Source organism: Nocardioides aromaticivorans (assembly GCF_013408525.1).
Classification (GTDB): Bacteria; Actinomycetota; Actinomycetes; order Propionibacteriales; family Nocardioidaceae; genus Nocardioides; species Nocardioides aromaticivorans.
The window spans coordinates 525,430-537,961 of record NZ_JACBZM010000001.1 but is presented as its reverse complement, the minus strand read 5'-3'; the positions used below and the strand labels follow the sequence as shown (position 1 = coordinate 537,961).

12 protein-coding genes are annotated in these 12,532 nt (G+C 70.5%); 7 read left to right on the top strand and 5 right to left on the bottom strand.

Annotated features, from left to right (window positions below; genetic code table 11):
* Positions 1-44: 44 nt before the first annotated feature.
* Positions 45-1,493 (top strand): glucose-6-phosphate dehydrogenase, encoded by a 1,449-nt coding sequence (gene zwf / locus BJ993_RS02535; protein ID WP_036546871.1) that lies wholly within the window; start codon positions 45-47, stop codon positions 1,491-1,493.
* 3 nt (positions 1,494-1,496) lie between these two features.
* On the opposite strand, the gene BJ993_RS02530 is transcribed toward zwf, so the two are convergent.
* Complete coding sequence (locus tag BJ993_RS02530) at positions 1,497-2,396, bottom strand: helix-turn-helix transcriptional regulator (RefSeq protein ID WP_036547059.1); 900 nt, start codon at positions 2,394-2,396, stop codon at positions 1,497-1,499.
* A gap of 149 nt (positions 2,397-2,545) precedes the next feature.
* Here BJ993_RS02530 and BJ993_RS02525 point away from each other — a divergent pair, with 149 nt between their 5' ends.
* A complete protein-coding gene (locus BJ993_RS02525) occupies positions 2,546-3,883 on the top strand; it encodes an MFS transporter (RefSeq protein WP_179647610.1) in 1,338 nt (445 codons plus the stop codon).
* A 13-nt stretch (positions 3,884-3,896) separates the two neighbouring features.
* On the opposite strand, the gene BJ993_RS02520 is transcribed toward BJ993_RS02525, so the two are convergent.
* Genes BJ993_RS02520 through BJ993_RS02510 form a run of 3 tightly spaced genes read right to left on the bottom strand, consistent with a single transcriptional unit; the run spans position 3,897 to position 7,164 of the window.
* Entirely contained in the window at positions 3,897-5,387 is a 1,491-nt protein-coding gene (locus tag BJ993_RS02520; RefSeq protein WP_179647609.1) for a flavin-containing monooxygenase, read from the bottom strand.
* The gene (locus tag BJ993_RS02515) at positions 5,384-6,229 is read right to left on the bottom strand and encodes an SDR family oxidoreductase (protein WP_179647608.1); all 846 of its coding nucleotides are present in this window, start codon (positions 6,227-6,229) and stop codon (positions 5,384-5,386) included. The genes BJ993_RS02520 and BJ993_RS02515 overlap by 4 nt, the downstream gene beginning before the upstream one ends.
* Positions 6,226-7,164, bottom strand: coding sequence for a patatin-like phospholipase family protein (locus tag BJ993_RS02510; protein ID WP_218864585.1), 939 nt, complete (start codon positions 7,162-7,164; stop codon positions 6,226-6,228). The genes BJ993_RS02515 and BJ993_RS02510 overlap by 4 nt, the downstream gene beginning before the upstream one ends.
* 85 nt (positions 7,165-7,249) lie before the next feature.
* Between BJ993_RS02510 and BJ993_RS02505 the strand changes: the two genes are divergently transcribed.
* The 5 genes from BJ993_RS02505 to BJ993_RS02485 all read left to right on the top strand — a co-directional run bounded on the left by BJ993_RS02505 (position 7,250) and on the right by BJ993_RS02485 (position 11,024).
* On the top strand, positions 7,250-7,879 hold the full coding sequence (locus tag BJ993_RS02505) for a TetR/AcrR family transcriptional regulator (RefSeq protein ID WP_179647607.1): 630 nt from the start codon (positions 7,250-7,252) through the stop codon (positions 7,877-7,879).
* A 149-nt stretch (positions 7,880-8,028) separates the two neighbouring features.
* On the top strand, positions 8,029-9,045 hold the full coding sequence (locus tag BJ993_RS02500; protein WP_179647606.1) for a methionine ABC transporter ATP-binding protein: 1,017 nt from the start codon (positions 8,029-8,031) through the stop codon (positions 9,043-9,045).
* A complete protein-coding gene (locus tag BJ993_RS02495) occupies positions 9,042-9,713 on the top strand; it encodes a methionine ABC transporter permease (protein ID WP_036546863.1) in 672 nt (223 codons plus the stop codon). Before BJ993_RS02500 ends, BJ993_RS02495 begins: the two co-directional genes overlap by 4 nt.
* 11 nt (positions 9,714-9,724) lie before the next feature.
* Positions 9,725-10,657 carry a MetQ/NlpA family ABC transporter substrate-binding protein gene (locus BJ993_RS02490; protein ID WP_179647605.1) on the top strand — a complete coding sequence of 311 codons (933 nt, stop codon included), beginning with the start codon at positions 9,725-9,727 and terminating at the stop codon, positions 10,655-10,657.
* Between the two features lie 82 nt (positions 10,658-10,739).
* Positions 10,740-11,024 (top strand): hypothetical protein, encoded by a 285-nt coding sequence (locus tag BJ993_RS02485; RefSeq protein ID WP_179647604.1) that lies wholly within the window; start codon positions 10,740-10,742, stop codon positions 11,022-11,024.
* 14 nt (positions 11,025-11,038) lie between these two features.
* Here the strand turns inward: BJ993_RS02485 and BJ993_RS02480 are convergent, their stop codons facing one another.
* Positions 11,039-12,244 carry an HNH endonuclease signature motif containing protein gene (locus BJ993_RS02480; protein WP_179647603.1) on the bottom strand — a complete coding sequence of 402 codons (1,206 nt, stop codon included), beginning with the start codon at positions 12,242-12,244 and terminating at the stop codon, positions 11,039-11,041.
* Between the last annotated feature and the right edge of the window lie 288 nt (positions 12,245-12,532).

The following is a 12,532-nucleotide window of genomic DNA, read 5'->3' as shown; positions in this document are numbered from 1 at the left end:
GAGCGTTATTGTCCCGGAAACATCTGGGAGGCAATGTGGATGACATGGCAGTGAAGACGCAGAAGCCCGTGACCGTGGTGCTGTTCGGTGCGACCGGCGACCTGGCGCGACGCAAGCTCCTGCCGGGGCTGCTGCACCTCTTCGAGACGGGACTGCTGCCCCAGCTGCAGATCGTCGGCACGTCGCTGGACGACCACACGACGGAGTCCTTCGTCGCCTTCGTGCACGAGGCGGTCAAGGAGTTCTCGGGCGACGACGGCGACATGGACGCCTGGCCGGAGTTCAGCAAGCTGCTGCACTGGGCGCCCGGTGCCGAGGGGTCCTCCGGGCTGCGAGCGGCGGTGGAGAAGGCCGAGTCCGGCCTGGACGGCGACCGGATCCGCCTGCACTACCTGAGCGTCCCGCCCAAGGCGGCCCTGTCGGTGGTGAAGACCCTCGACGAGGCGGAGCTCGTCGAGGGCAGCCGGATCATCATGGAGAAGCCGTTCGGCGTCGACCTGACGACGGCCAAGGCGCTCAACGCCGAGCTCCACAAGACCTTCGACGAGTCGCAGATCTACCGGATCGACCACTTCCTCGGGAAGGAGGCGGCGCAGAACATCCTCGCGTTCCGCTTCGCCAACGGGCTGTTCGAGCCGATCTGGCACCGCAACAACATCGACCACATCCAGATCGACGTGCCCGAGGAGCTGGGGCTCGACCAGCGCGCGAACTTCTACGAGTCGACCGGCGCCTACAAGGACATGGTCGTCACCCACCTCTTCCAGGTGCTCGCGTTCATCGCCCTGGAGCCGCCGACCGAGCTGACCCCGGCCGCCATCAACGAGGAGAAGAACAAGGTCTTCCGCTCGATGGTCCCGATCGACCCGGCCGACGTCGTACGGGGCCAGTACCAGGGCTATCGCAACATCGAGGGCGTCGCGCCCGAGTCGGAGACCGAGACCTTCATCGCGCTCAAGTGCTACATCGACAACTGGCGCTGGGCCGGCGTGCCCTTCTACCTCCGCACCGGCAAGCGGCTGGCCGAGGGGGCGCGGATCATCTCGATCGCCTTCAAGGAGCCCCCGAAGTCGATGTTCCCGAAGAACTCCGGGGTCGGCGACCACGGCCCCGACCACTTGACCTTCGACCTCGCCGACAAGGCCAAGATGTCGCTGTCCTTCTACGGCAAGCGGCCCGGCCCGGGCATGAAGCTCGACAAGCTCTCGATGCAGTTCGCGATGGGCGACACGACGTGGGCGGGCTCGGTGCTCGAGGCCTACGAGCGGCTCATCTACGACGCCGCGCGCGGCGACCGGACGCTGTTCACGTCGGCCGAGGGCATCGAGCGGCTCTGGGAGGTCTCCGCCCCGCTGCTGGAGAACCCGCCCGTCGTGCGGCCCTACCGGCAGGGCAGCTGGGGGCCCAACCAGATCCACCAGCTGATCGCGCCCTACGCCTGGCGGCTGCCGTTCGAGCGGCAGTGGCGCGACCCGAACACCCTGGGCGGCTGAGCGCTAGTCGATGACGCCGGCCTCGCGGGCCAGCCGTACGGCGTGCACGCGGTTGGTCGCGTGCAGCTTGCGCATGGCGTTCTTCAGGTAGGACTTCACGGTGCTCTCCACGAGCCCGAGGGACTCGGCGACCTGGCGGTTGCTCTGTCCCAGCGCCACCTGCGCGAGGACGTCGATCTCGCGTGCGGCGAGACCGGTCGGCACCGGCGTGCGGGGTGCTGCCGGCTCGGGGGAGCGGCCCAGCTCGACGCGGTGGCGCACCTCCTCGAGCCGGGAGCGGAGGCCCTCGTCGTCGATCAGCGCAGCGAGGTCGGCGAGCTCGTCGGAGATGTCGCGGAGGTCGGCGCGGGTCAGCTGCACCGCCGGCGGCGTGGACGTGGTGGTCGGCAGCGACGGCACCGCTCCCACGCGGCCCAGGGCCAGCAGGCGGCGTCGCACCTCGTCGTCGACCGCGATCTCGCGCTCGACCTTGCGCACGAGGGGGAGGAAGGCGTCGTACCAGACGTCGCCGAGGACGACCTGGGTGCGGTGGGCGAGGTAGACGACCATCCGCGGGATCCGGTCGACGACGATGGGCAGCGCGGTCACCGTCTCCAGCTGCTCGGCGCGCACCGGGCCGTCGTACTGGTGGGTGATGCCGCGGGCGTCGTAGTAGTTGGTGACCGAGACCGGGCGACCGATCATCAGTGCCTTGCCGCCGAGGCCGTAGCTGCTGCGCACCCGCAGGCCCTGCAGGGAGCGGGTGTTCGTGCCGTGGAGGCCGGTGATGTCGAGGGCCGTGCCCCCGGCGACGACCGGCCCGCCGAACGCGACGTCGCTGCGGCCGACCGCGCGGAAGTCGGCGAGCGCGCGCAGGAGCCGGCTGCCGTCGTACGGCGCCTCCTGGACCACTCCGGTTGCCATGACGACAACGGTAGGTGACCGCGGTCACACCGGCAATGCGGCTACCTCCTTAGGGGGGTGAGGGGTGGTCGACCCCACCTTCGGGGGGCCCGCGGCGATTGTGGCCCGGCTCACACTCTGCGCCACGCACGACCACCGAGGAGTGATCCATGTCCGACCGTTCGACACCCCCGACCCCGATGCGCCGCGTCGCCTTCGCGAGCTGCGCCGGTACCACCATCGAGTTCTACGACTTCTTCATCTACGGCACCGCCGCGGCGCTGGTGTTCCCGACGGTGTTCTTCCCCGCACTGGGCGACTCCGCGGCGAGCGTGGCGTCCTTCGCCACCTTCGCCGTGGCGTTCATCGCCCGGCCGGTGGGCGCGATCGGCTTCGGCCACTTCGGCGACCGGCTGGGCCGCAAGAAGACGCTGATCAGCACCCTGCTGCTGATGGGCGCCGCCACCGTCGCCATCGGACTTCTGCCGAGCGCCGACACGATCGGCGTCGCCGCGCCGATCCTGCTCGTGGCGCTGCGCTTCCTCCAGGGCCTCGCCGTCGGTGGGGAGTGGGCGGGCGCGACTCTGCTCGCCGCGGAGTACGCACCGCCGAACAAGCGCGGCCTGTACGCCGCCTTCCCGCAGCTCGGCCCGGCCATCGCCTTCGCCCTCTCCAGCGGCACCTTCCTGCTCATCAACCGCGCCGTCGGCGAGACCAGCCCGGCGTTCGTCGAGTGGGGCTGGCGGGTCCCGTTCGTGGCGAGCGCGCTGCTCGTCCTGGTCGGCCTCTACGTCCGGCTGAAGGTCGAGGAGACCCCGATGTTCCGGGAGACCACGAAGACCCGGGCCAGCACGCAGGGCCCGCTCGCGGCGTCGTTGAAGCACCAGTGGCGGGAGATCCTGCTCGGCGGTGGGTCGCTGGCGATGCTCTTCGCCTTCTTCTACATCGGCACCGCGTTCCTGACCTCCTACGGCACCACCGTGATCGGCCTGTCCCGCGCCACCGTGCTCACGATGGGTGTCGTCGGCGCCGTCGTCTTCGGCGCACTGATCACGCTGTCGGCCGTCTACAGCGACCGCTTCGGCCGTCGCAAGGTCGTCCTCGCGTCCTGCCTGGTCGCCATCCCGTGGGGCTTCGCGCTCTTCCCGATCCTCGACAAGGGCACCGGCACGGCCTTCGCCATCGGCCTGTTCGGCACGCTCGCGATCTTCGCCGTCTCCTACGGCCCGGCGGGCGCGATGCTGCCGGAGATGTTCCGCACGGAGTACCGCTACACCGGCGCGGGCATGGCCTACAACCTCGCCGGCGTCATCGGAGGCGGTACGGCGCCGTACCTCGCCTCGGACTTCGTCGAGGCCGGCAACACCAACGCCGTCGGCTGGATGCTGGCCGCGTTCGGCGCGCTCAGCGTGGTCTGCGTGCTGCTGATGGCCGAGACCCGGCACCGCGCGATGCACGCGGCGCCGGGCACCGGCACGCACGTCGAGGAGGACGTCGTCCCCGTCTGAGCAGTCGTCGCCGTCAGGCGGTGCGGTACTCGTAGTCGTCCAGCGGGAACCGCACCGCCTCGCGGTGTGCCGACAGCGTCGACGTCGGTCGAAGCAGCACGGCTTCGCCGTGCTGGTTGAAGTAGTAGCTCCGCGCGGTCGAGCAGCTCCCGGCGGAGAACACCGAGTTCCCGAGCAGGCCGGTCATCCGCTCCAGGAAGGCGTCGTTGGCCTCCTCGGTGACCTCGACGACGTCGGCGCCACGCTTCGCCATCGCCTTGAGCAGCCGCTCCATGTGGGCCATCTGGGTCTCGATGGTCGTGAAGTAGGACAGGCCCGAGTAGGAGTAGGGACTGTTGAGCGAGAAGAAGTTCGGGAACTTCGGCACCGCGATGCCCTCGTAGGCCTGGAACCGGGTCTCGCGCCACCACTTGCCGAGGTCGCGGCCCTCGCGGCCGATCACCTCGATGGCCGGGAAGTTGGTGTCCCACAGGTTGAAGCCCGTGGCGAGCACCAGGACGTCGAGGTCGGCCCGGTTGCCGTCCGCGGTCACGATCCCCGCCGCGTCGACGTGGTCGATCGTGGTCGTCTCCAGGTCGACGTGCGGCTTGGTGAAGGTCGGGAAGTAGGTGTTGCTGAAGGTCGGGCGCTTGCACCCGAAGTCGTAGTCCGGCGTCAGCTTCGCCCGCAGCTCCGGGTCCTTGACCTGGCGGCGCAGGTGCGCCTCGCAGACCCGCTTGCCGATCTGGTTGGCCGCCGGGAGGTCGCGGAAGTGCAGGACGCCGGCGACCATCAGCAGCTCGAGGATCGACGTGCCGACCAGGCGGGTGGCCTTCTGGGTCAGCGGCACCTTCGCGAACGCCCCGCGCACGACGCCGGGCACCGGGCCGTCCATCTTGGGGCTCACGTAGATCGGCGTGCGCTGGTAGACGGTGAGGTGGTCGGCCACCTTCGCCAGCTCGGGGATCAGCTGCACGGCGGTCGCGCCCGTGCCGATGATGCCGATCCGCTTGCCCTGCAGGTCGATGCCGTCGTCCCAGCGGGTCGTGTGCATGACCGTCCCGGCGAAGTCCTCGACCCCCGGGATGTCGGGCAGCTTCGGCTGGGAGAGGAAGCCGGTCGCGGTCAGCAGGAAGCGGCCGACGACGCTCTCGCCGCCCTCGAGGGAGACGCGCCAGGTCGACGTCTCCTCGTCCCAGCGCGCGCCCTCGACGACGGTGTCGAAGCGCATGTGGCGGCGCAGGTCGTACTTGTCGGCCACGTGCACCGCGTAGGCCTTGAGCTCCGGCCCGGGCGCGAACAGCCGCGTCCAGTGCGGGTTCGGCTCGAAGGAGTAGGAGTAGGTCGAGCTCGGGATGTCGACGGCGAGACCGGGGTAGCGGTTGACGTGCCAGGTGCCGCCGAGGTCGTCCTCGCGCTCGAGGATCACCAGGTCGTCGTACCCGAGGCGCTTGAGCTGGATCGCGGCACCCATGCCGCCGAAGCCGGCGCCGACGATGACGGCGTCGTGGATGTGGGTGGTCATCGGTTGCTCCGATCGGTGGCGGCGTCGAGCCTGGCGGTGTACGCCGCTCGCGCGACGTCGTCGGGGTGGAGGGCGCGGTCGCCGCGGACGACCTTGCGGACCCGGTCCATGACGGGGACCGGGACGAGGTGGGTGCCGGCGGCCAGCGCGCCGACGTAGCGGGGGACGGCGATCTCGGCGGCGCGGTTGCGCACCGAGTCGACGACGGCGTCGGCGATGTCGCCGGGCTTCACCTTCGGGATCGGCTTCATGTCGAAGCCGGAGGCGAGGTCGGTGTCGACGGCCGAGGGCAGGATCGCGGTCAGGGTGACGCCGTGGGGCGCCATCTCCAGGCGCGTCGCGGCGGTCAGCCCGACCACCGCGAACTTGCTGGCGTTGTAGACCGCCAGACCGGGGACCGGGAACTTCCCGGCCAGCGAGGCGATGTTGACGACGTGCCCGCGGCGGCGCTCGACCATCCCCGGCAGCACCCGGCGCATGCCGTTGAGCACGCCCTGCACGTTGACCTCCATGGTCAGCCGGTCCGTGGCCGGCGTCTGCTCCAGGAAGGCGCCGCTCGGCATCACGCCGGCGTTGTTGACCAGGACGTCCACGGGACCGTGCTCCGCCTCGGCGGCGTCGACGAAGGCGTCGTACGACGCCGCGTCGGCCACGTCGACCTGGTGGGCGCTGGCACCGGTCTCCTCGGCGGTCCGGGTGGCGGCGGCGAGGTCGAGGTCGCCGACGGACACCCTGGCGCCGCGCGCCAGGAAGGCCTCCGCGGTGGCGCGGCCGATGCCGCGGGCGCCGCCCGTGATGACGACGTGGGCGCCGTCGAGGTCGATGCGGGCGGGTCGGGTCATCGGGTCAGCTCCAGGGTCTTCAGGCGTCGGGTGACGAGGGACGGGGCGTTGGTGCGGGCGGTCGCGCGCACGTCGTCGAGGCGGGCGGCGTCCATGAAGTTGGGGCCCATCGCGTCGAGGTCCGCGCGGGTGGGCTCGATGCGGGAGACCCGGGCGCCGGCGGCGCGGAGGAGCGCGACCTCGCGGTCGACGCGGCGGGTCATCGGGTGGCGCAGGAGGCGCTCGAGCCGGGCGGCACCCTTCGCCGGAGCGCCGCCGTGGCTCGACATCGGGGCGACGACCACGACCTCGTCGATCCGCCCGGCGGCGATCTCGGAAAGCAGCAGGTCCGCGGAGGTGGGGGAGACCGCGCCCCCGTCGAGCAGCCGGTGCCCGTCGATCGTGACCGGCGGGAACCAGCCCGGGATCGCCCACGACGCGGCGATCGCCTCGCCGAGGGTGGCCCGCGGTGCGTCGGGGTGGCCGAGCGCGATCCGCCCACCCGTGGCGGCGTCGGCCGCGACCAGCCAGGTCGCCGGGTGCCTGGTCCAGCCGTCGCGGGTGGCGAGCGCGTCCCCCAGCTCCACCAGCCAGTGCGGGTCGCCGCCGCCGCGCGGGAGGAGGCCGGCGAGCCCGGCGAGCACGTCGACGCGGCGGGTGAGGGCGGCACGGGTCAGGCCGAGGCCAGGCAGCCAGGGGCGCGGCAGGCCGGGCAGCCTTCCGGGGGCGCCGGGGGAGGAGAGGTGCGCGGCGACCTTCCGGTCCGTCGCGGCGTCGATCGCGGACGCCCGGATGCCCGAGCCCAGCATCGCGACCAACTCGGCCCCCGCCGACGTACCGACGAGCACGTCGGCCGTGCGCGGGTCCCAGCCCTGCCGCTCGAGCTCGGCGAGGACGGCGGCCGTCCAGGCGAAGCCCAGGGTGCCGCCGCACCCGATCACCAGTGCGCGTCCCACGAAGCCCCCTGAGGTCGAAACGGAATGGTGTGTCAGTTGCGGAACGTATCGTCATTTTCGGGCATCTGCAATAGGCTCCGAGGTCATGACGACGGTGGACCCGGGACTCTCGAGGCTGGAGCGGCGCAAGGCCGAGACGCGCCGCGAGATCATCGACGCCGCCTTCGCCTGCTTCGCCGAGCAGGGCTACCACGCGACCGGCATCGCCGACATCGCCGCGCGCCTGGGCATCGGCCACGGGACCTTCTACCGCTACTTCGAGAACAAGCGCGACATCGTCGAGCACGTCATCGACGACCTGATCGCGCGCATCGTCGAGACCCTCGGCGCGGAGAACGCCCCCGACGCCGTCGACACCCTCGAGGGCTACCGGGAGCAGAGTGCGCGGATCGGCGAGGCGCTCGCCCGGATCTTCGCCGAGGACCCGCGCGTGCCCCAGCTGCTGATCGCCGCCGCCGGCATCGACGACGCGATGCGCGACAAGATGCTCGACCTGTTCGAGCTCACGACCCCGCTCACCGCTGCCTACCTGGAGCACGGCGTGCAGGTCGGCTACCTCCGCGCGGACCTCGACGTCGAGCCGACCGCCCAGGCCATCAACGGCATGATCCTCGGCTCCGTCCTCGCGGCGCTGCGCGACCCGACGCCCGAGCGCCAGGCGCGGCTGAGTGCCGCCATCCGCGCCGTCATGTACGACGGCATCGCGGCTCGCTGAGCCACGGGCCGACCGGCGTCGCTGCAAGGTCGCGCTGATCGGGGGATCGGGACCTCCGTGGCTGCGAGGTGACCTTGATCTCTGGCGCCGGGACTCAAAGTCCATAAAGTCAGTCGAGAAACATTTCACGACTGGCAAGGGGGTGCCGGATGATCGAGATCACCGCGCTCACGAAGTCCTACGGGACGACCACCGTCCTCGACGGGATCGACCTCGTCGTCGAGGAGGGGCAGATCGCCGCCGTGGTCGGCCCGAGCGGGGCCGGCAAGAGCACGCTGGCGCGCTGCATCAACCTCCTCGAGCGGCCGACCAGCGGCGCGATCGCCGTCAACGGGCAGGACCTCACCCGGCTCTCGCGCCGCGACCTGCGCGAGGCGCGCCGCCAGATCGGCACGGTCTTCCAGTCCGCCAACCTCCTGCGCCGGCTCACCGCCGCGCAGAACGTCGCGCTGCCGATGCGGCACGCCGGCCTGCCCGAGCAGGAGGTACGACGCCGGGTCGGTGACCTGCTCGAGCGCGTGGGCATGGTCCACCGCGCCAACCACTACCCGTCCCAGTTGTCCGGCGGGCAGCGCCAGCGGATCGGCATCGCGCGCGGCCTCGCCCTGCAGCCGGCCGTGCTCCTGTCCGACGAGGCCACCTCCGGCCTCGACCCCGAGAGCACCCGCGCGATCCTCGACCTGCTCACCGAGCTGCGCGACGACCTCGGCGTCACGATCCTCGTGATCACCCACGAGATGGACGTCGTGCGCTCGATCGCCGACCTGGTGGCCCAGCTGGACCACGGCAGGATCGTCGAGCAGGGCACCGTCGCCGACGTCGTACGACGATCGGACTCGGCGCTCTCGCGGGCACTCCTGCCGATGCCGCCGGTCCCGGCCGACGACGACCTTCGGGCGTGGAGCGTGCGCTACGAGGCTGCTGCCGTCTCGCCGGTCTGGCTGGCCCAGGCGGGACGCGAGCTCGACACCGACATCGCGGTGCTCGCCGCGCTCGTGGAGGCGGCGGGCGACAGTCGGGTCGGCCGGCTGACCCTCGGGCTGGACCCGCGGCTCGACGACCGGCGCGTGGTCGAGGTCCTCGGCCGCCACGGCGTCGTCGCCGAGCCCGTCGAGGGCGCCGTCCTGCGTGCCGTCCCGGCCGGCTCGGGAGTGGGTGCCGCATGATCGCGCTGCTCGGCACGCCCTGGTCCGACGTACCGGACCTGATGCTTCCCGCCCTGGGCGAGACCTTCCGCATGGTCGGCCTCGTGATGGCGATCGTGGTGCTGGTCGGCGGCCCGCTCGGCCTGCTGATCTTCAACACCTCGCCGCTCGGGCTCTTCCCCAACCGCGCCGTGCACGTGTCGATCAGCTGGGTGGCCAACCTCGGGCGGTCGCTGCCCTTCCTCGTCCTGATGGCCGCCGTGATCCCGGTGACCAAGCTGGTCTTCGGCACCACCATCGGCTTCCAGGCCGCGCTGATCCCGATGTCGATCGCCGGCATCGCCTTCTTCGCGCGGCTGACCGAGAACGCCGTGCGCGAGGTGCCGCGCGAGCTGCTCGACGTCGGCCTCGCCGGCGGCAGCAGCAAGCGGCAGATCGTCACCTCGATCCAGCTGCGCGAGGCGCTTCCCGGGCTCGCGGCCGGCCTGACCCTCAACGTGATCGCGATGATCGAGTACTCCGCGATCGCGGGAGCCATCGGCTCCGGCGGCGTCGGCTACCTGGCCGTCAACTACGGCTACCGGCGCTTCGACGACAACATCATGATCGCCTGCATCGTGCTGCTGATCGCTCTCGTCCAGCTCATCCAGTTCTCCGGTGACCGGGTCGTCCGGGCGCTGACCCACTGAAAGGAACCGTCATGTCCACCACCCAGCAGCCCGGCAAGCGAGCCGCGGACGAGGAGAGGGACCTCATCGACCTCGGCGGCTCGCGCCGCAAGTGGCTCTGGCCCGCCGTCGGTGCCGTGGTCGTCCTCGCGCTCGCCCTGGTCCTCGTCCTCAAGTTCACCGGCGACGACGACAAGACCGTCGCCGGCAGCCACTTCGGCAACGACTTCCAGATCGCCTACCAGGCCAGCAGCGCCTCCGAGAAGGCGTTCCTCGACTACCTCAACAAGGAGATCGCGCCGGACTACGGCGTGACCATCGAGGGCGTCGGCATCGAGGACGGCAACCAGCTCGACCAGGCGACCGCCGACGGCAAGTACATCGCCAACATCTACCAGCACAAGCACTGGCTGAAGCAGGTCACCGACTCCACGGGCATGGAGCTCACCGCGCTGGGCGAGGTCTTCCAGTGGTCGTACTCGGTCTACTCGACCAAGCACGCCTCGCTCGACGACCTGCCGAAGGGCGCCACGATCGCCCTCCTCAACGACCCCGCGAACACCGCGCAGGCGCTGTGGATCCTCGAGCGCGCCGGCAAGCTCACCTTCAAGGACGGCGTCGACCCGTGGGCCGCCACCGAGCAGGACATCGCCGACAACATCGGCGGCTACAAGTTCACCTACATGGAGTACGGCGCCGGTCCCCGCACCCTCGACTCCGTCGACGCCGTCATCGACTACAACATGTCCTTCGTCGACGCCGGCACCCCCGAGAAGTACCGGATCTTCGAGCCCGACGCCCCCAAGGAGTTCGCCGGCCAGCTCGTCGTCGGCACCGCCTACCTCGACGACCCCCAGGTCGAGAAGCTCAAGAAGGTCTTCTTCGACGAGCGCGTCCAGCCCTACCTCGCGGAGAACGACGACCCGAACCTCTCGGGCCAGCTCGCTCCGGTCTCGGCGGAGTGACCGCCTGGTCCTGAGACGCCCGCCGCTGCGCCCCTTCGCCCCTTCCCGGCGGAGGGGCGCAGCTCCTTCGTAGGGTGGGTGGGTGGATCCCCGTCAACGTGCCGTCGACCGGCGTCGATCCACGAAGATCGCGGTGATGTTCGTCGTGGGGTTGGTGCTGTGTGGCATCGCATTGGCGCTCTTCCTGCTCGTTCCGGAGGACATCAGGAACGAGAGGAGTGGCCCGACGCGTGGGCCTGACAGCCTGAGCGAGGCGCTGGGAAGCGTGATCGTCGTGGGCGCGGTCCTCATGGTCGTCGCTGTCGGCGACCTGGTCGTGCGGTGGGTCAGGGGACCTCAGAAGCCCGGGAAGCGCGCACGAGACTGACGTCTCCATGCTGGTCAGGCGGCGGTGACTTTGCGTGTTCCGGTCTGGTCGACCAGGTAGTGGGCCCCGTGTGGGTCTCGCCAGATGACGATCCCGGGGAAGGGTTGTCGTACGTCCCAGCCGGCGTGTGTCTTGATGCGGTGATGGGTCCTCGTCAACGGCCCCAGGTTGTCAGTTGACGTGGTGCCACCTTCGGAATACGGGACCTGGTGGTCCAGATCGACCTTGCGGGAGAGGTTCGCCGCGAACGGGAAGGTGTCGCCGGGGTGAATGAGGTGCACGGCCTCACGCAGCTTGGCCGGGATCTCATAGGCGTCGACCGCGGCTCCCTGGTTGAGGTCGATGACCGGTTGGACCTTCACGCCGCTGGCGTAATGGTCGACGAGGTGGCGGACGTACTCGACCGTGAGCGGTCCGTGGCCTTCCATCCGGGCGATCGCGGAGTCGGGGGTGCAGTGCAGGACGATCTCGACCTTCGGCTTCACCGGACCCACCGTGAGGTCGACGTGGGCCTGAGGATTGGTCAGGAGGGCAAGGGCCGCGACGCGGCGCTCGTTCTTGGTGGCGTCGGGCATCTGCTCCTCCAGCGCCTTGGCCACGGCCGTGACACCTGCGTTGGAACCGAAGATGAGGGCCGCGTCGGCGTGAAAGGTGAGGGTGGCCTTGCCGTGCTTGTTGATCCGCGAGACCCGGACGTAGTTGTCCTTGGCGGCGGCTTCTTCCTTGGCTCGGGCGAGCTCGGGGGAGGCGGCGGCGACCTTGCCCTCCACGATGGCTTCGAACCGCGACCAGGCGAGCCGGCCGTCGGCGATCTCGACGACCTCCCCGTCCACCCAGGCGGCCTCCTCGGCCGACAGTTCACGTGTCGCGTCGGCGACATGACGCGCATGCGTGGACCGCACTTTCCCGGCTTGGACGCCGGCCCAGAGCTTGGGGAGGCGGTGGACGAGGTCGACCGCGTCCGCAATGAGCCTCTTCGCGCCGTACGGTGACGTCTGGATGCGGGCGCCGAAGGCCGCCGCGGCGTACTCCGTGATCCGCGGCGTACCCACCGCACCAGCAGGCTTCGCCCGCTCACGTCCGCGACGGTCCGACGCCGGCAGGGCGTCGGGTGAGTGCAGGACCGCCCACTGGTAGGCGGCTTCCAGGATGTCGCGCTCGGCATCGAGCCGGGCAGCATGCCGCTGCTCGACGAACGACAGCACTGCGTCGGCGGACATGTCCGCCAGTGCGTGGTGTCGGTCTCGAGTGGCCATACGTGTATTGGATCACGGGGCACCGACACAACCAGCCGGCCCGAAACCCACCTGTGCACAACCGCGCTCCCACCAGACCTTGTGGACGACAGGTGGCGCAAGGAGTGACTCGCCGAGCTGCCCGACCGCACCCGACAACCGGAACCCAGCCACCCGCCCACCGCTCTCGTCGCTGCGCCTGAAAACCCAACCACCGACAAACCGAAGGGCACAGCAGGTGCACCAGAGCCAGAGGTTTCGAGGCTCGGCGCT